Source organism: Peptoniphilus sp. HMSC075B08, from assembly GCF_001815405.1.
Classification (GTDB): Bacteria; Bacillota; Clostridia; order Tissierellales; family Peptoniphilaceae; genus Peptoniphilus_A; species Peptoniphilus_A harei.
Window position 1 is genome coordinate 117844 of the sequence record NZ_KV820437.1, and the last position, 17630, is coordinate 135473.

A 17630-nucleotide genomic window follows, 5' to 3' on the forward strand; every position below is an offset into this window, starting at 1 on the left:
CGCATGAGCTGATGAAAAATCTTATCCAGCGAACGAAAAAAATGTGACCGAATAGGGAACATTTTTGAGTGAGTCGGATATCTTGAAACAACTTAAATAAAAAACAAAAAGTAGTCTTAAAACCATAAGGCTACTTTTTTACGGTTTTCACTACGAGGTCGAGCGTAAGCGAAGGCTGAGTAGATGAAGAAGCTTATCCAGCGAAAAATTAAGGAACACAGATTTTTGACGAGCAAAAATCTGCGGGCAGACTTATCAAAATTTCTTTTAGAAATTTGATCAAGTCTCAGCCAATTCGACTGAATAATGAGCATTGTCGAGTGAGTCGAATTAAGTAAGTCTAGAAAAAACCTCAAAAGGCAGTCACAAAGTTGACTGTCTTTTTAATTTCAAGAAAAGCGATAAAAAATCTTATCCAGCGAAAAATTAAGGAACACAGATTGTTTGCAAGCAAAAATCTGCGGGCAGACTTATCGAAATTTCTTTTAGAAATTTGATCAAGTCTCAGCCAATGCGACCGAATAGGGAGCATTGTCGAGTGAGTCGGATTAAGTAAGTCTAGAAAAAACCTCAAAAGGCAGTCACAAAGTTGACTGTCTTTTTTTAGGTTAAGTAAAAAAGACAATTCTTAAAAAGTTCATCAATATAGAAAACCATCTTGCTCGAATATCTCATTACAAAAATTGCTATTTTCTAAATCTTGAACTTCTAAAATCGCAAACTCGCTTCGCTCAAACAATGCGATTTTGGTCGAAGTTCTTCGATTGGAAAATAAGACAATTTTTTACATAGGATATTCTTAGCAAGATGGTTTCAATTTATTACCATTCATTTTTTTATATTCACACAGGAATATTGAGATAATATGTATGAACTAATGAAAAATCTTATCTAGCGACCGAATAGGAAACATTTTTGAGTGAGTCGGATATCTTGAAACAACTTAAATAAAAAAACAAAAAGTAGTCTTAAAAGCACAAGACTACTTTCTTTATATTTCTTATAATTTTAAAACATCCAAGGTAAAAATATAGCCCCAATTTCTTCCACATGATCAAGAGATTTAGATTCACTTAAAGAGGAAAAAGATGCATCAATCTTTCTTCCCGTATCCTTTATATCCAAAGTTGGTCTTTCTAAAGGTCCCTCATTTAAGTTTCCTATAATATCGTAGACCAAACTTTTTCCATCACTGACAATTTCTACATAAACAGTTCCTTGGAAGCCCTTGTCTTCAGTTTCTAAGGAGACATCTTTCACAGAAACTATTTTCTGGTTTTCTATACTAAAAATCAGGCACAAATCAAATTCATTAGACTTACTCTCAGAAAATATTCTTTTTTTCAATAAGTAGTGACCATCTTGGTAATTTTTTTCCTTGTATATTTTAAAGTCGCCCTTGTCATCCCTTTTATATATTCTCGTGTCGGAACTTAGTTTTCTCGGACTTGTTGAATTTTCTTTTAAATTGTGATCTTGTGAAAAATACATTAGGCCGCCAATTAAAAATATTGCAGCAAGAACAAGTAAAAATCTTTTCATATGGACCTCCTAATATTTTATAATTTTATTATAGCACATTATTAAATCGCGAAATATTTTTTTTTAAACCTATACTTGTTTAAACCCCACCAATAAGAGTAAGAATATTATGAGGTGTTTTATGAATATTAATTTTATTAAAGCTTTTAACGACAATTATATTTGGACTATTGAGAAGGATGGCAAGGTTCTTGTTGTTGATCCTGGCGATGCAGGTCCTGTTATAGATTATTTGAAGAATAAAAAACTTGACTATATTATTCTAACCCACAAGCACATGGACCACGTTGGTGGTGTTGACGAGCTTAAGATTAAATACGGAGCCAAGGTTTATGGACCTATAGAAACTAGTGAATATAACGACGTGACTTTAAAGGATGGAGACGAATTTGAAATTTTCGGAGAAGCCTTCAAAGTTATTTCAACAGGAGGTCACACTGAAGACCATATTTCTTATCTAGCTGATGGCAACTTATTCTGTGGCGATGCCCTCTTTCTTGCAGGTTGTGGTAGGGTATTCACTAAGGACTATAAAAAAGCTTACGAAGGACTTAATAAGTTAAAAGACCTAGATGACGACACCGTGGTTTATCCTGCTCATGAGTATTCTCTTGCCAATTTAGAATTTGCCAAGTCTGTAATCTCGAGTGATGACCTGGATAGGGAATATGAAAGAGTAAAGAAGCTTAGAGATGAAGACGAGATCACTCTTCCTACTACAATTGGAAAAGAGAAAAAAATAAATCCCTTCTTCTTGGCAAAGGACTTAGATGAATTTATCGACTTTAGAAATAAAAAAGATAATTTTTAAGAAAATATAAGCAAAATAAAAGTGCTGGCTATTATAAAAGCCAACACTTTTTTATTTTCAATATTTTATTAACCTATGCCACCTAGTCTTGCGCCTGCTATTAGGGCAACAATGGCTGCTGTTACATATACATACTTTGCAAGTGGGTAGTACCAAGATCCAATGCCTTTTGGTGAACCTTCATTTACTGCAGCAAGGACATGGTCTTTACCTGCAACCCAAAGGAACATTATGCCTGCAAGGGCTGCACCAAGTGGACAAATGTAAATGGAAACTACGTCCATCCAACCACTTACTATTCCCTGAATCATTATAGCTGCTGTGCAACCTATGATGTGGATTATAACTGTTGCAAGAGTCCTTGAGAAATGGAATCTCTCTTGAAAATAAGCAACTGGAGCTTCATAAAGATTTATTATGGAGCTGAGTCCTGCGAAAAGAATACAGATGTAGAAAATCATTCCCACAATTCTTCCAATGGGCATTCCGTTAAAGACATTTACAAGATAGATAAACATAAGACCAGGGCCACCTGCATCAAGTTCAGCTGATGCTGCTGCCATGGCTGGAATAATTACTATTGCCGCCATCATTGCTGCTATGGTGTCAAAGACTGCAACGTTTCTTGCTGATGATGGGATGCATTCATCCTTAGGTAGGTAAGACCCATAGATAACTGTTCCATTGCCTGCTACTGATAAGGAGAAGAAGGCTTGTCCAAAGGCATAGATCCATACTTCACGACTCTTTAGTCCTTCAGGATTTACAGAAAAAATATACTTATAACCTTCGTGTGATCCAGGAAGATTAAAGATATAAATTGCAAGTCCAATGAATAGAATGAAAAGAGTAGGCATCATGATTTTGTTTGCCTTCTCAATTCCATCGGAAATTCCCATGACCATAATGGCAAAACTTGCTAATATTGCAATTACTATCCACATATTTGCCCCAAAGGCAGATGCAGTTTGGCCAAAGGTCCCACCAATTGCATCCATGTCTTGTCCTAGCTCATAAAGATTGCCAGAGATTCCAAGATATGTATATTTAAAGATCCAACCCATGACACAAGTGTAACCTATGGCAAGGGCAAGGGAACCAAGGACTGGTATAAGGCCAATGACTTCTCCAATTTTCCTATTTTGCCACCTAAGTTCGGTGCAATCACCAAAGGCATCAACTGGACCTGCTTGGGCAGATCTTCCCAGGGCCATCTCTGATATAACTCCAGTGGACCCAATTAGGGCTACGAAAATTAAGTAGGGTATAAGAAAGGTCATGCCGCCATAGGCTGATACCATTGTTGGGAATCTCCAAATATTTCCCATTCCAACTGCAGAGCCAATACAGGCGAGGATAAAGCCCCACTTACTTTTAAAACCGTCACGAGTTTTTAATTTGTTATCCATAATTCTTCTCCTAGTTAGTCCTCTTAGGACTTATTTATAAATTATCCTCTTGGTTTAAATTCAATAGGTCAAGAAAATTATACTTATGAAATAGTTTACATTAGGCCCTTGTCAATGTCAATAAGAAGGCTATTAAGACAGGTAAAGCAAAAAAAAATGTAAAAAAACCTCTGAAAAATCAGAGGCTTAATAATTAATTTTATTTTTCAACTGAAGCTGAGTAATTCTTTTCAATAGAATCGTCAAGCATCTTTGTAAATTCTTCATCAGTTTGATTTACATTTAGGCCTTCAGTAAGGGCTCTTGAGTAAGAAGCAATTACGCCCTTATTTTTTCTAAGTTTTTCGTTGGCATCATCTCTTGAGTAGCCACCAGAAAGTGCAACAACCCTAACAGTTTGGTCAAAGTCGTAAAGGTCTTCGTAAAGATTTTCCTTTTCTGGAAGAGTTAACTTAAACATTACATAAGTTTCTTTGTCTAATTTTTTTAATTCTTCCACAAGATATTTTTTAAGGACTTCTTCGATTTCAGCCTTGTCCTTAGCGTGGATATCAACTTCTGGCTCGATAATAGGAACAAAACCTGCCTTAGATATTTTCTTCGCGTAATCAAATTGTTGTTCGACAACTTTTTTAATAGACTCTTCATTAAGTTCCTTTACAACAGAACGCATCTTAGTTCCAAAAATATTTCTTTTCTTTGCGTTTGCAAGAAGTTCGTCAATGTGTTTAAAAGGCTTCATAAGTTGAGCACCGTCTTTTTCTACATCAAGGCCTTCGTCAACTTTAAGGATTGGAACTATGCCCTTTTCTTCCCAAAGGTAATCGCCAGTGAACTTGCCGTCGATTTTAGAATTCATAGTTACCTTAAATAAGATTGCAGCTAAAATTCTATCAGATGTAAAGGCTTCGTCTTTTATAATTCTCTTTCTCATTTCATGAACCTTATCAAACATTTCTTCTTCGTTTGAATAAGCATCTTCAGTAACACCATAATTTAATAGGGCCTTTGGTGTTGATCCACCAGATTGATCAAGAGCAGCAATAAAGCCCTTGCCATTTTTCATTCTTTCAAATTGTTCTTTGTTCATTTTTACCTCCAAAAGTCTAGACTTCTAATTACTTCTAATTATATAATAAGTAGACATAGTTGACAAATGACAAAATTTTGAGGTGAATATGAAGTATTACGCAGTTAGAATAGGAAGAAATCCTGGCATCTATCACACTTGGGATGAGTGCAAGAGAGAAACTATGGGCTTTAAGGGAGCAAGTTTCAAAAAGTTTTCCAATCGTGAGGATGCAGAAGCTTTTATAAATGAAGTAGAAGAAGAGAAGAAGGAATCAGCAGAAAAAGATGAACTTGTAGTTTATGTTGATGGGTCCTACAGGAATAAGGACAAGTCCCACTCCTATGGAGTTTACATGTTTAATCATGAAGAAGAATATACTTATTCAAAGAGATTTTTCAAGGACTCAGAGATGAGAAATGTGTCAGGAGAAATCAAGGGAGCCATGCGTGCTATGGAAGAAGCAGTTAAGCTGGGCAAGAAAAAAATCTACTTACACTACGACTACGAGGGCATAAGATCTTGGGCCCTTGGATTTTGGAAGACCAATAAAGAAGGAACAATTTACTATAAAAGCTTTTATGATTCAATAAAGGACAAATTAGAGGTAAAATTTATAAAAGTAGAGGCCCACACTGGGGTCAAGTACAATGAACTTGTGGATAAACTTGCAAAGGAGGCAAAATGAGAAAATCTTGGGATGAATATTTTATGGAGATAACAGAAATGGTGGCGACAAGGTCCACTTGTGACAGGGCCTTTGTGGGTTGTGTCCTTGTGAACTCTGACAACAGGATAGTCTCAACAGGCTACAATGGATCAGTGACAGGTAACCCCCACTGCGACGAAGTCGGCCACACAATGCGTGACGGTCACTGCATAGCAACAATCCATGCAGAGATGAATGCCCTCTTGTATTGTGCAAAAGAAGGAATATCAGTTAGGGGAGCCAAGGCCTATGTAACACACTTCCCTTGCCTTAATTGCACCAAGGCCCTTATCCAAGCAGGCATAGGAGAAATAATCTACCATGAAGCCTATAGGGTAGACGACTACGCTATGGAACTTATAAAGAAGAATAAGGTGAAGTTAAAACAAATTTGAAAGTGTTGGATGACGAAAGATCTAGGATTTACTCCTAGGTCTTTTTCTATTTTTTATAAATTTATTTTAATAAAGTGTTGACAAAGTAAATATTAGATAATATAATCGTGATTAAAAATATGAAAGGAGTTGATAAAGTTATGAATGTTATCGAAAAAAAGAAAAAAGTCATGACATGCTTCATTGAGGCTACAGAAGACCTAATGAAGGAAGACGATATAGATAAAATTTCCATAAGAAAAATAGCTAAGAGGGCAGGCTACAATTCAGCAACGCTTTACTACTACTTTGAAGATTTAGAACACTTAATTTTATTTGCATCAATTAGGTACTTGAGAGAATATACATCTGCCTTAGCAAGAAATATAAAAAAAGGTATGACAACTATAGAAAAGTATAGGACAGTTTATGAAACTTTTAACCACTATGCCTTTAGGTCGCCAGTTATATTTCACAATATGTTTTTTGGAAAATACAGTCCTATGTTATTAGAAGTTATAAAAGAATACTATGATATATTTCCTGACGATCTTGAGGGTCACGATGAGCTTCTAAGGGGTCTCTTGACTCAGGGAAATATGTATTCTAGAGATAAGCAAATAGTAGACCAACTAGTTAGTGAAGGGACAATAGAGGATAAAAAATCTGATATAACCCTAAAGATAATCATAAGCGTGCACGAGTCCTATGTTTACGAGGCCATGATCCAAGGAGATAAATTGGACCTAGACTCACACGAAAAGTCTTTTTTAGAAATTTTTGACTATCTATTAGATAATGCAAAATAGCACTAGTAAAAAATATTTACATAAAAAAGATTTATAAAATAAGTCTGAGTTATGGGAAAAGGTTATATTAAAACTTTTTATATAAAAGTAAGTCTAAAGGAAGTTGAGAAAATTCATTATATTTAAATATATAACAGTATATGATATGAATTTTAACATCAGAATTGATTCCTAATCCTAGATGACTATTTTTATTTATTGTAAAAAGACAAGTCTAGGATTTTGTGATTATAAGGGGGGATTAAGTTAAATATAAGAAAATGAGTTTTGTTGTAGAGAAAGAGGACAATTATCCTATTATCAATATTTTGAGTATAAAAATATATAAAGAATTAATTAAAAGGAATAATTATATTAGTTATTGTTTGATATTGTCCTGAAAGTCGATTTAGTGAAAGTAGTATATTGCAATCACTATTATTATAATTGTGTTTCTAAGGGTGTTATATTTTATTTAGGAGGTATTAAAATGAGTAAATTAAAAGAAAAATTAAAAAAATTCAAATCACCCGATGCTCTACTATTAATATGCATTTTAATGGTAGTTGTATCAATTTTAACTTATTTAGTTCCAGCTGGAGAATACACAAGGATATTAGATCCTGAAACTGGTAGAGAAATGGTTGATCCAAGTTCATTCCATTATATTGAAAATACACCAGTTGGTCTTTGGAAAGTGCTATCTTCTGTCCATCAAGGACTTGTTGATTCTTCTGAAATAACTTCATTCCTATTAATTATAGGTGGAGCTTTTGGAGTACTTAATTTAACAGGCGCTTTGGAAGCATTGCTTTCAAAAACAGCAACTAAGTTAAAGGGAAAAGAAAAACTCGTAGTGGTATTTTTCGTAACTTTGTGGGCTTTGGGAGGAGCTTTTCTAGGAAACTTTGAAGAGTGTCTAGCTTTTTTACCAATGCAAATAACTTTGTGCTTGGCCTTAGGATTTGACTCTATAACAGGTGTTGTAATAGGTATATGTGGTGTTGCTGTTGGTTATATAGGTGGAGTTATGAACCCTTTCACTTTAGGGATTTCTCAACAAATAGCAGAACTACCACCATATTCTGGAATTGGTTTCAGATTAGTAATATGGGTTGTTGCACTTATTGTGACAATTGCTTATATATATAGATATGCAGATAAAATTCATAAAAATCCTCAGCTATCATTATCATATGAAGAAGATAAGACAAGCAAATATAGGGAAGAAATTTCTACAGATGTTGAATTTTCCACAAGACATAAATTGGTATTGTTATCTTTTGTATTAGCTGTTATAGGAATTATTTATGGAGTAATTGTATATCATTTTTACTTAGGAGAAATGGCAGCAGTTTTTATTCTATTAACTATAGTTATAACAATTATTTCAGGTAAACCAATAAACGAAGGAGTGAATGCTTTTGTAAATGGTGCTGCTGATTTACTATATCCTTGTTTATGTGTTGGTTTAGCAAGAGGTTTGACAATAGTAATGATGGATGGTCATATACTTGATGTTATTGTACATGCTTTAACAGGATTTTTAGCAAATGTTCCTTCTATAGTATCTGCTCCATTATCATTTATCGTAATATCAATAATAAACTTATTTGTACCTTCAGGTTCAGGAAAAGCCGTACTAGTTATGCCTATTTTGGTACCAATGGCAGATGTTCTTGGTATAACAAGACAAACTGTTGCACTAGCTTTCCACATGGGTGATGGAATAACTAACTTGCTTTCACCAGCAGAAGCTACAATAATGGTTGCTCTTGGAATGATGAACATATCTTATGGAAAGTGGATTAAATGGTTCTGGAAACTAGTTTTATTATGGTACCTAATAGGAATTGTAGCATGTATTGTTGCTGTAAACATTGGCCTTGGACCATTCTAGGAGGTAATAATGAAAAAATATAACTCAATCAATGAACTTAAGGAAATTCAAATTTTTAACAATTTTTTAAAGCTTACAGAAATTCCTAGACCATCATTTAAAGAAGAAAAAGTGTCAAATTATTTAAAAAATTGGGCAGAAAAACTTAATCTTGATTTTAAACAAGACGATAATTTTAATCTACTAATTTTAAAAGATGGTCAAAATGGTGGAGAAAATAAAGAAGAATTAATCTTGCAAGCTCACTTAGATATGGTTTGTCAAAAGCAAGATGGCTTTGATTTTGACTTTGATAATGATCCTATCCCTGTTCAAATTGACGGAGATGAACTTAATACAGGTGGAAAGACAACTCTTGGTGCTGATAATGGAATTGGTGTGGCAGTAATAATGTCGATTTTAGAAGATAAGGAAACGTCACACCCTCCAATAACAGCAATATTTACCACTGTAGAGGAAGATGATTTTAGCGGTGTAAATAATCTATCAAAGGATTGGATAATAGGAAATAGAGCTATTAACATTGATAATAGTAAAGATGATGAAATTATAGCAGGAAGTAATGGTGGAGCTGGAGTAACTTTCTCTTTAAAAATCAACAGACAAAAAAGACAATTCAAAAATACTTTTAAAATAAAAGTTAGTGGATTTTTAGGAGGGCATTCTGGAGAAGATATAGAAAAAGGTAGAGGTAACGCTATTATAACTTTATCTCGACTATTAGAAAAACTTGAGGATAATATAGAAATTTTGGACATCAATGGTGGTACTTTTAGACTTGCTATTCCAAGAGAAGCTTACGCAATTATTAGTACAGATTTGGATAAAGATCAAATAGACAAGATTCTTGATAACTTTGAAAGAGAGCTTCATTATGAATATAATTCTTTTTCAGATACTATTTGTGTTAATTCTGAAGAGTCAAACTCTGAACAAGAAGCAATAAATTCTGAAGATTTTAATAAGATAATAAATATTATAAAATTATATCCTAATGGAATTTTTGAAGTAGATCCTAAAAATCATGTAGTTATTTCATCTAATAATTTAGGCGAAGTTAAAATTGAAGATGATTGTGTTAAATTTATTAATGAGATAAGGGCTATGGAAAAATCTCAAGTAGAATACACTTACAATAAAATTTCTACGATTTCGGATATATATGGTGGTGATGTAAAGATCTATGCAGAATACCCAGGTTGGAGATTTAACCCTGATAGCAAATTAAGAGATATCTATAAGGAAATTTTTGAAAAAGAACTCAATAAAAAATTAGAAATAAAAGTCTCACCTGCCGGTTTAGAAGCAGGATATCTAATAAACAAGAAGCCTAGTCTTGATATTATTAGTGTTGGGCCAGATCACACAGGTCTTCACAGTCCTTCTGAATCAGCAAATATTCCATCTGTGATAAATTTTTATGAATCTTTTAAAGTGTTTCTAAAAGAAATAGATTAATGGGAAGATATTTTAATATTTTATTAAGAATAAAAGTTTTGTAAATAAATAATGAAATTGAAAGGGGCGAGGCTGCTTACAGGCTCGTCTCCTTATTATATTTTTATTAGTAATTAATAAAATGATTTTGGCACAATATATTTAATAACTAAGGGACTAGAATTAATTAATTAGAAAAGTCTGATAAAAATCCATTTATTTTTATTTTGACGAATACAACACCTAATTACTGAAATCTTAGGAGGTGGAGTCTCTTAAATAGAGAAGAATTATGAGCTATGAAAAGAAAGGTTATATTTCAATTTTTATTGCAGTAGTTCTTTGGAGCTTGTCGGGATTTATTGTAAAGACTGTCGATGCAAGTGCAATTTGGATAACCCTAATAAGAAGTGCTGGTGGATTTATATTTCTTTCGGGATTTATTAAATCCAAACCTATTAGACCAAAAAAATACCTAGTATTGGCAGCAATAGCAATGTCACTCTTCTTGTTGACACTGACAATTACAACACAGATTTCAACTTCAGCTATGGCTATTTCTCTACAGTATACAGCTCCTATGTATCTAATTGCTTATAACTTTATTAAATATAAAAATATAAAAAAGAAGAATATACTTGTCTTCACTTTCATATTTATTGGAGTTTTAGTAAATATTTTGGGGATCTTTAGGGATAGGAATTACCTAGCTATACTAACAGGACTTGCCATAGGATTGTCCTTTGTATGCTATTCGCAATTTTTACAAAAGGTTGAAGAAGGAAACCCCCTTGGCATAGTTTCAATTATAAATTTAATTTGCTGTGGTCTTTATGCCTTGGCTCTTCCTTTTAACTTTGGGAATCCACCCACAAAGATTTCTGACATTATTTTAATTGCTTTGGCGGGAATTTTAATTTCAGGACTTTCTTATGCTCTTTACTCTTGGGGGCTAAGAAGGGTCAAGTTAGAGAAGGCAGTTATAATTGGACTTGCAGAACCAATTCTAAATCCAATTTGGGTCTTGCTCTTTAATGGAGAAGTCCCTCCAAGAAATGTAATAATAGGCATGGCATTTATACTTGGAGGTGCCTTGGTGGATATCTTCTTAAGTAAGGAAGAAGTAAAAGAAATTGAAGCTTAACTTAAAATAAAAAATCAATATATTATAGAAGAAATTGTCTCAAGTCATGTAATTGGCTTGGGATTTTTTATTTATAGTTTTTTTATCTTCAATATGGGTAATAGATATCAGTAAGAAATTATTTTTACTATATTATTTTAATTAAAGGAGGAAAAATGAAGAATTTTATTGATGAGTTTAAAGAGTTTATAGCGCAAGGAAATGTTATGGACATGGCTGTGGGTGTTATCATAGGTGGTGCCTTTGGTAAAATCGTTTCAAGCCTTGTAGAAAATATTTTAATGCCTTTAATTGGCATCTTACTTGGCGGAGTTAGCTTTGAAGATCTTGCTGTTACAGTGGGAACTGCTGAGGTTAAGTACGGAATATTTTTACAATCAGTTTTTGACTTCTTGATTATTGCCTTTGTTATTTTCTTAATGATTAAACAAATTGCAAAGGTTACTGACAAATTCAAGAAGGAAGAAGAAGCTCCAGCTCCAACTGAAAAGGAATGTCCTTTCTGTAAGTCTAAAATTGATATTAATGCAACAAGATGTCCACACTGTACATCTGAATTAGGAAGTGTAAAATGAAAAAATGGGCATTAGTCCTCGAAGGTGGAGGTGCTAAGGGTGCCTACCAAGTAGGCGCCTACTTCGCCCTCATGGAAATGGGATTCGACTTTTCAAAAATTGTTGGAACTAGCATAGGTGCCTTTAATGGAGCTATGTTTGCCCAAGGGGATGCCTATGAATGTTTTAAGGCTTGGAAGTCTTTGGACTTTTCGGCTTTTGAAAATGAATTACAAGAAATAGAGAGAGACGAAAATTTTCTTACAAAAATAGTTGAAAAGCTTCGTCAACATGATATCAGGATTCCAGAGTTAACTAGGTCACCTTATCCTCTCTTTAAGTTGGTGGATCAATTTATAGATGAAGATAAACTAAGGGAATCTGATGTGGACTTTGGAATTTGCACAGTAAATGTGTCTGACCTCAAGGTTGATAGACTATTTAAGGAAGATATTGAAAAGGGACTTTTAAAGGACTATATTATTGCTTCTTGTTACCTTCCTGTTTTCAAGCTACAACGTCTTCACGGCAAGTATTTTATTGACGGAGGTTTTGCATCACCAGCTCCCATGGAGATGATTGATGACGACACTGACATTGTCTTAGTTAGACTTTCTAAGACTCCTCTTAAAAATATTGAGAGGGCAAATTATATTATTAAGCCAAGTCATGATTTAGGGTCTTCTCTTGGCTTTGACAAGAACAGAGCCGATGACTTGATAAAACTTGGCTATTTTGATGCCTTTCGTGCTGTTAAGGGCCTCAGGGGTGAAGAATATTATATTATGCCCCTTGATGAAGAAGAGAGCTTAAAGTATATTTACAGGCTCTTAAAGGATAAGATCAATGAAAGCGAAAATAAGCTTGCCAGGACAATCTTTGAGGATTATGCTCCAAAGCTTGCTGAAGACTTGGAGATGTCAGAGAACTTTAGGTATGATGAGCTCTTATATAAGCTTCTGGAAAAAGAGGGTAATAGGAAGAAAATTGACAGATTTAGAGTTTATACAGTAGAAGAATTTATGAGGGAGATAGAAAATGTCAACTGACCAAGACTTAAATTTAAGAAAAATTAAAGCCAAGGTCCAAGGAAGAAAGCCTCTACCTGTTGATGTGAAAAATAGGTTTTCCGTGATGATTCCCCTTATAAAAAGAGACGGGGATATCCACCTTTTATTTGAGAAGAGGGCCTTCACTCTTAGAAATCAACCTGGTGAAATTTCTTTTCCAGGGGGAAGGATTGAAAAGGGAGAGAGTCCAAGAGAGGCAGCTGTTAGAGAGACTGCAGAAGAGCTTTTGATTTCAGAAAGGGAAATTGAAATTTATTCTGAGGGAGACTTTGTGGTCAATCCCTACGCTGCAATTATTTACACCTTTGTTGGAGAAATCAAAAAGGATTTTGATAAAATTTCTCCATCTGAGGATGAGGTGGAAAAAGTTTTTACAGTTCCTCTTTCTTATTTCTTAAAGACTAAACCAAAATCCTACAAGATCAATTTAAGGGTTGAGAGGAACAAGGAGTTTCCTTATCACTTGATACCCAATGGAGTCAACTACAAGTTTAAGAGGGGGAGAGAAGAAGTCCTCTTCTATGAATATGAAGATGAAATTATCTGGGGATTTACTGCCAAGATGGCAAGAAGGTTTGTAGAAAACCTAATGTCTTAATTTAAAATTTATAAAAAAAGCTTAGAAAATTATAAGTGGATAATAATTTTTTAAGCTTTTTTATTTTCTATTTTATATTGAAAACATTTTAGGAAAATAAATTTTATACATTTTAAGATTAAAATTAATTTTTAATTCAATTTAAAATAATAAGTTTTCTATAGAAAGAAAATATTTTTTACTTGGTTAATAAATTAGAAATTATAAAAGACTTACGAGACAAATTTTAGGTGTAAATAATAAATTTTTATTCAAAAATTGACAAAAAAGCATAGAAATGTCAAGGTTTTTTGTAATAAAAATGTAATATAAGGAGAAGAATGGCTATATTACTTGCTTTCAGCCTATAGATATTTTTGATTTAAAATACATCTATTTTGTTCAAATTATAGAATGGCTCAACCAAGCCAATTTATAGGAGATTTACAAAAAAGTTACAGAAAAATTGACAAATCTTAAATTTTTTAATATACTCTTTAAAGGTTAGAAGAGGTTACAAAGTAGTAACAAAATTTACAAACTTGTAACTGAATTTATGGAGGTAATATTTTTGAGTAAAAAGAACATTTTTAGAAATGCGAAATTTATACTTATAGCCTTGGCCCTTGTGTCAATCCTAACAATGGGTTTTAGCACGGCTCTAGGCAAAGACGTTGAACTAAATATCAACGGACAAACAAAGACAGTATTTACATACGAAAAGACAGTAGGCAGCTTCTTGGAAAAAGAAGGCATTGTTCTTAAGAACAAGGACCTTGTAAGCCCAAGCCTTGATGAAGAGATTACTAAGGATTCAAAGATTGTGATTACTTCACCAAAGTCTTACCACATAAAAGATGGTAACAAGACTTTAATTGCCGAAGCTAATGGCTACACAGTTGCTGATGTACTTGAAAATCTTGGCATTAAACTAAGTAAACTTGATAGGGTTTCTCTTCCACTTGACGAAATTGCTAAAGAAGGAATGGAAATCAAGATCGACAGAGTTGTTGAAGAAAACATAGAAAACAAGCTAGAAATTCCTTTTGAAACAGAAACTCGTGAAAACAATGAAATGTTTGAAGGTGAAAAAAATGTAATCACTAAGGGACAAGTTGGAGAAAAGCTAGAAAACCTAAAGAACACTTATGTAAATGGAAATTTAGAATCAACTGAAGTTATAAAAAGTGAAATTACAAAGGAGCCTGTAAAGGAAGTTGTTGAAGTTGGAACTAAAAAAGGAACTGCAGCTCCTAATGGCAAGTCAGCTAAGAGAGTAATTGTTATGCAAGCTACTGCTTACGACCCTACAGCAGGTTCAAAAACTGCTATGGGAACAAGAGCAAGAGTTGGGGCAGTTGCAGTTGACCCTAAGGTTATACCACTAGGCTCAAAGCTTTACATCGAAAGTATGGACGGCTTTGCAACTTACGGATATGCTACAGCAGAAGATACTGGTGGAGCAATTAAGGGAAATAGAATTGACTTATTCTACAGCACAAGTGCCCAAGCTAGAAATTTTGGCAGAAGAAATGTAAAAGTTTATGTACTTGATTAAGAGAGTCCTGGTAACAGGACTTTTTTTATTGGAATTTTTGATTTATAGAAAATTTTAAATTTTAAAAAATTTACCTTTGAAAAATCTACAAGAAAATTAAAATTTATAACTTGTAGAGAGAAAGTCAAAATAATTTTTAAATTTAATATTATTCATTTAAAAGAACCAATATTTAACTTATAATATAAACGAGGATGATTTTATGAAATTAAATGAACATGAACTCGTCGATAGATATATTTATTATTTGCAAAGATACATTCCCTATGACAAGCAAGAAGCTGCCAAAGAGGATTTTTTAGATATACTGAGAGATAGACTTCCGGAAATTTACACGGAAGAAGATATAAAAAAAGAATTAAATAGGATGGGAAACCCCTACGAGTTTGCAGGAGCCTATAGCGAACCAGGCAATTTTCTCATAAGTGGGAAGAACTATGAAATTTTTAAGGCATTTTTAAAGATTTTATCAATATCTGCCCTTATTGGACTTATAGTCTTTACCTTTAACTACTTTAGACGCTTTCAAGGGACAGGTTTGTTTGACGTCTTAAAGAGTCTTGTCGTTAGCATTTTTATCTTGAGTCTTTTGCCATCTTGGATCTGCGAAAAGATTAAGACTACAAAGATTTTAAATGCCCTAATGGAAGAATGGGACATTGATAAGCTTTATGAATCCAAAAAGCTAAAGCTTGAAGTTTATGAGATTGGACTACTCATGGTTAAGTTTTCTATGTTTTTTATGCTACAGATTTACATTTTGACTGCCAGCATTAATATTTCCATAGTGACTTATTCCTTTGTCATGATTTTATTTTTTATAAATGTGCTTTCTGTCAACTTGAAATTTTCAGAAAACACAATTTTTTCCATGACTATGTATGTGGAATATTTTGTGGACATCTTTAGCATTATTAGTTTGATTTTTGTTACAAGCTATTTTATGCCAAGGATCTTTGCCATAAAGATAATAATCCTATGCAATATTATTAATTTAATTTTAAATTCTTACACTATTTCTAAGTCAAAAAATATATTGTTATCGCGAAAAAAGAGAAAGAAAAACAGAAGAAGAAACAAAAAAGACAGAGATTGAACTTAAGGCCAATCCCTGTCTTTTCTTTTGTTTAAATTTTATGCTACATTTTCTTTTAGATATTTAATAATGTCTAGTGATTCATAAAGAGGCTTATCACCAATGAATAGGCAAGGCACTTGTTTTTTGCCGCCCTTTTCAATAAGGTATTCACGTGCTTCTTTGTCTTCGTCTATATTTTTAATTTCTACAGAATCAATGCCCTTGTCTTCCATAAAAGATTCTACTTTTTTACAAAATGGGCAAGTTGTTCCTACATATAAAGTTAATTTTTCCATATTATCCCTCCAATCTTTTATTACCCATTTAAGGGGAAAGAAAACAAGGGCAGTATTTAAAAGATTAGAGATTTTTGGTATAATAACATAGATTCGAGGTGATATTGTGGGATTTTTTGACAGTCTTGATGGCAATTTAAATGACCTAGCTGGAAATTTAAATTATCTAAAGAAAAAACTTGTGAACGAATCACAAGAAATTAAAAAAACAGCAAGGTTGAGATATGAACTTTTAAATGAAGAGAGAAAACTTAGCGAAGCCTTTGAAAAGCTTGGCAGACACCAATACAAGTCCCTTAGGGGAGAGGGGTCTGATCTCGATGTTAGTGAGACCTTGCAGGAGATTGATAGGCTAGAGTCAAGAATATCTTCACTAAAGATGGGCCTTGACCTAAGTGAAAAGACTTCTGGAATTGAATTTACAGAAGATGTGACTAGCCCAGGATATGAGGCTTCTTCTTCAATTTTTGTTAGGGATGAAAAAGATACTTCCCATGAAGAAGACCAGGGCTCAATAATTTTTATAGAAGAAGATGAAGATGAAAATAGATAAAGAATTTGTTGAAATAGACGGGATAAAAACTGCATATATAAAGAGGGAAGGCGGCGAGAAAGTCCTTGTCATTCTCCACGGTTGGGGTGCATATATTGAGTCAATTATGCCAATTTTTAATGCAATCCCCGAAGACTACACAGTTTATGCCTATGATGCACCAGGCTTTGGGGACAGCGAAAACCCAAGAGAAGTCATGGGGACTTATGATTATTATGAATTTCTCTTAAAGTTCTTAGACCACTTTAAAATCAAGAAGGCAACTTTTGTTGGTCACTCCTTTGGTGGAAAGACCCTTACGATTTTAGGGTCAAAAAATAAGGAAAGGGTTGAAAAGCTTATAATAATCGACGCATCAGGAGTCCTTCCAAAGAGAAAGCTTTCTTATTATGCCAAGGTCTATTCCTTTAAGGCAGCAAAAAAGTTCTATATGCTAACTCATGGCAATAATGAAGAGTCCATGGCAAAGTTTTATAAAAAACACGGGTCAGACGACTATCAGGCAGCAGATGGAATTATGAGAAAGTGTTTTGTAAAGGTGGTTAATGAGTCCACAAGGGAAGAATTCAAAAATATTGATGCAGAAACCCTCCTCATCTGGGGAGATAAGGACGATGCAACTCCCCTCTACATGGGTAAGATTTTTGAAGAGGAAATAAAAAACTCTGGCCTAGTTGTTCTAGAGGGGGCTGGACACTATTCCTACCTTGACAAGTTCGGTCAGTTTAATGCAGTTATTAATTCGTTTTTAGATTAGGAGA

Annotated in this window: 18 protein-coding genes; 14 read left to right on the forward strand and 4 right to left on the reverse strand. The window is 33.6% G+C overall.

The annotated features are described in order from the left end of the window. Positions 1–1008 precede the first annotated feature (1008 nt). Entirely contained in the window at positions 1009–1542 is a 534-nt protein-coding gene (locus HMPREF3023_RS02650) for a hypothetical protein (protein WP_070700312.1), read from the reverse strand. A gap of 121 nt (positions 1543–1663) precedes the next feature. On the opposite strand from HMPREF3023_RS02650, the gene gloB reads away from it, so the two are divergent. After that, positions 1664–2353, forward strand: coding sequence for a hydroxyacylglutathione hydrolase (gloB, locus tag HMPREF3023_RS02655; RefSeq protein WP_070700314.1), 690 nt, complete (start codon positions 1664–1666; stop codon positions 2351–2353). 68 nt (positions 2354–2421) lie between these two features. Here the strand turns inward: gloB and HMPREF3023_RS02660 are convergent, their stop codons facing one another. Both HMPREF3023_RS02660 and HMPREF3023_RS02665 read right to left on the reverse strand, forming a co-directional pair. Continuing rightward, a complete protein-coding gene (locus HMPREF3023_RS02660) occupies positions 2422–3762 on the reverse strand; it encodes a sodium-dependent transporter (RefSeq protein WP_070700316.1) in 1341 nt (446 codons plus the stop codon). A gap of 199 nt (positions 3763–3961) precedes the next feature. Continuing rightward, entirely contained in the window at positions 3962–4852 is an 891-nt protein-coding gene (locus tag HMPREF3023_RS02665) for a fructose bisphosphate aldolase (RefSeq protein ID WP_070700319.1), read from the reverse strand. Positions 4853–4940: 88 nt separating this feature from the next. On the opposite strand from HMPREF3023_RS02665, the gene HMPREF3023_RS02670 reads away from it, so the two are divergent. The 11 genes from HMPREF3023_RS02670 to HMPREF3023_RS02720 all read left to right on the forward strand — a co-directional run bounded on the left by HMPREF3023_RS02670 (position 4941) and on the right by HMPREF3023_RS02720 (position 16038). After that, positions 4941–5519 carry a ribonuclease H1 domain-containing protein gene (locus HMPREF3023_RS02670; protein WP_070700322.1) on the forward strand — a complete coding sequence of 193 codons (579 nt, stop codon included), beginning with the start codon at positions 4941–4943 and terminating at the stop codon, positions 5517–5519. Beyond that, positions 5516–5935 carry a deoxycytidylate deaminase gene (locus HMPREF3023_RS02675; protein ID WP_070700325.1) on the forward strand — a complete coding sequence of 140 codons (420 nt, stop codon included), beginning with the start codon at positions 5516–5518 and terminating at the stop codon, positions 5933–5935. The genes HMPREF3023_RS02670 and HMPREF3023_RS02675 overlap by 4 nt, the downstream gene beginning before the upstream one ends. A gap of 140 nt (positions 5936–6075) precedes the next feature. Further along, positions 6076–6723: a TetR/AcrR family transcriptional regulator gene (locus HMPREF3023_RS02680; protein WP_070700327.1), complete on the forward strand. Its 648-nt coding sequence runs from the start codon at positions 6076–6078 to the stop codon at positions 6721–6723. Positions 6724–7192: 469 nt separating this feature from the next. After that, positions 7193–8602, forward strand: coding sequence for a YfcC family protein (locus HMPREF3023_RS02685; protein WP_070700330.1), 1410 nt, complete (start codon positions 7193–7195; stop codon positions 8600–8602). A gap of 9 nt (positions 8603–8611) precedes the next feature. Continuing rightward, positions 8612–10060, forward strand: a complete 1449-nt coding sequence (pepD, locus tag HMPREF3023_RS02690; RefSeq protein ID WP_070700333.1) for a beta-Ala-His dipeptidase — start codon at positions 8612–8614, stop codon at positions 10058–10060. A gap of 271 nt (positions 10061–10331) precedes the next feature. Beyond that, positions 10332–11183 (forward strand): DMT family transporter, encoded by an 852-nt coding sequence (locus tag HMPREF3023_RS02695; RefSeq protein ID WP_070700336.1) that lies wholly within the window; start codon positions 10332–10334, stop codon positions 11181–11183. Between the two features lie 155 nt (positions 11184–11338). Beyond that, entirely contained in the window at positions 11339–11758 is a 420-nt protein-coding gene (mscL, locus tag HMPREF3023_RS02700; protein WP_070700339.1) for a large conductance mechanosensitive channel protein MscL, read from the forward strand. Beyond that, positions 11755–12786: a patatin-like phospholipase family protein gene (locus tag HMPREF3023_RS02705; RefSeq protein ID WP_070700342.1), complete on the forward strand. Its 1032-nt coding sequence runs from the start codon at positions 11755–11757 to the stop codon at positions 12784–12786. The genes mscL and HMPREF3023_RS02705 overlap by 4 nt, the downstream gene beginning before the upstream one ends. Further along, a complete protein-coding gene (locus HMPREF3023_RS02710; RefSeq protein WP_070700345.1) occupies positions 12776–13405 on the forward strand; it encodes an NUDIX hydrolase in 630 nt (209 codons plus the stop codon). Before HMPREF3023_RS02705 ends, HMPREF3023_RS02710 begins: the two co-directional genes overlap by 11 nt. A gap of 550 nt (positions 13406–13955) precedes the next feature. Then, positions 13956–14942, forward strand: coding sequence for a 3D domain-containing protein (locus tag HMPREF3023_RS02715; protein ID WP_083315495.1), 987 nt, complete (start codon positions 13956–13958; stop codon positions 14940–14942). A gap of 202 nt (positions 14943–15144) precedes the next feature. Then, positions 15145–16038: a hypothetical protein gene (locus tag HMPREF3023_RS02720; protein ID WP_070700350.1), complete on the forward strand. Its 894-nt coding sequence runs from the start codon at positions 15145–15147 to the stop codon at positions 16036–16038. Positions 16039–16076: 38 nt separating this feature from the next. Here HMPREF3023_RS02720 and HMPREF3023_RS02725 read toward each other — a convergent pair whose 3' ends face one another. Continuing rightward, entirely contained in the window at positions 16077–16316 is a 240-nt protein-coding gene (locus HMPREF3023_RS02725) for a glutaredoxin family protein (RefSeq protein WP_070700353.1), read from the reverse strand. Between the two features lie 106 nt (positions 16317–16422). Here HMPREF3023_RS02725 and HMPREF3023_RS02730 point away from each other — a divergent pair, with 106 nt between their 5' ends. Both HMPREF3023_RS02730 and HMPREF3023_RS02735 read left to right on the forward strand, forming a co-directional pair. Beyond that, positions 16423–16869: a hypothetical protein gene (locus HMPREF3023_RS02730; RefSeq protein WP_070700356.1), complete on the forward strand. Its 447-nt coding sequence runs from the start codon at positions 16423–16425 to the stop codon at positions 16867–16869. Then, on the forward strand, positions 16856–17626 hold the full coding sequence (locus HMPREF3023_RS02735) for an alpha/beta fold hydrolase (protein WP_070700358.1): 771 nt from the start codon (positions 16856–16858) through the stop codon (positions 17624–17626). Before HMPREF3023_RS02730 ends, HMPREF3023_RS02735 begins: the two co-directional genes overlap by 14 nt. The last annotated feature ends 4 nt before the right edge of the window (positions 17627–17630 follow it).

Bases quoted from the DNA above. Each gene is read 5' to 3' on its own strand.
- HMPREF3023_RS02665 (WP_070700319.1), bottom strand. From the start codon at position 4,852: ATGAACAAAGAACAATTTGAAAGAATGAAAAATGGCAAGGGCTTTATT.
- HMPREF3023_RS02685 (WP_070700330.1), top strand. From the start codon at position 7,193: ATGAGTAAATTAAAAGAAAAATTAAAAAAATTCAAATCACCCGATGCT.
- HMPREF3023_RS02675 (WP_070700325.1), top strand. From the start codon at position 5,516: ATGAGAAAATCTTGGGATGAATATTTTATGGAGATAACAGAAATGGTG.
- HMPREF3023_RS02695 (WP_070700336.1), top strand. From the start codon at position 10,332: ATGAGCTATGAAAAGAAAGGTTATATTTCAATTTTTATTGCAGTAGTT.
- gloB (WP_070700314.1), top strand. From the start codon at position 1,664: ATGAATATTAATTTTATTAAAGCTTTTAACGACAATTATATTTGGACT.
- HMPREF3023_RS02710 (WP_070700345.1), top strand. From the start codon at position 12,776: ATGTCAACTGACCAAGACTTAAATTTAAGAAAAATTAAAGCCAAGGTC.
- HMPREF3023_RS02660 (WP_070700316.1), bottom strand. From the start codon at position 3,762: ATGGATAACAAATTAAAAACTCGTGACGGTTTTAAAAGTAAGTGGGGC.
- HMPREF3023_RS02670 (WP_070700322.1), top strand. From the start codon at position 4,941: ATGAAGTATTACGCAGTTAGAATAGGAAGAAATCCTGGCATCTATCAC.
- HMPREF3023_RS02720 (WP_070700350.1), top strand. From the start codon at position 15,145: ATGAAATTAAATGAACATGAACTCGTCGATAGATATATTTATTATTTG.
- HMPREF3023_RS02650 (WP_070700312.1), bottom strand. From the start codon at position 1,542: ATGAAAAGATTTTTACTTGTTCTTGCTGCAATATTTTTAATTGGCGGC.
- HMPREF3023_RS02680 (WP_070700327.1), top strand. From the start codon at position 6,076: ATGAATGTTATCGAAAAAAAGAAAAAAGTCATGACATGCTTCATTGAG.
- HMPREF3023_RS02735 (WP_070700358.1), top strand. From the start codon at position 16,856: ATGAAAATAGATAAAGAATTTGTTGAAATAGACGGGATAAAAACTGCA.
- HMPREF3023_RS02705 (WP_070700342.1), top strand. From the start codon at position 11,755: ATGAAAAAATGGGCATTAGTCCTCGAAGGTGGAGGTGCTAAGGGTGCC.
- HMPREF3023_RS02725 (WP_070700353.1), bottom strand. From the start codon at position 16,316: ATGGAAAAATTAACTTTATATGTAGGAACAACTTGCCCATTTTGTAAA.
- pepD (WP_070700333.1), top strand. From the start codon at position 8,612: ATGAAAAAATATAACTCAATCAATGAACTTAAGGAAATTCAAATTTTT.
- mscL (WP_070700339.1), top strand. From the start codon at position 11,339: ATGAAGAATTTTATTGATGAGTTTAAAGAGTTTATAGCGCAAGGAAAT.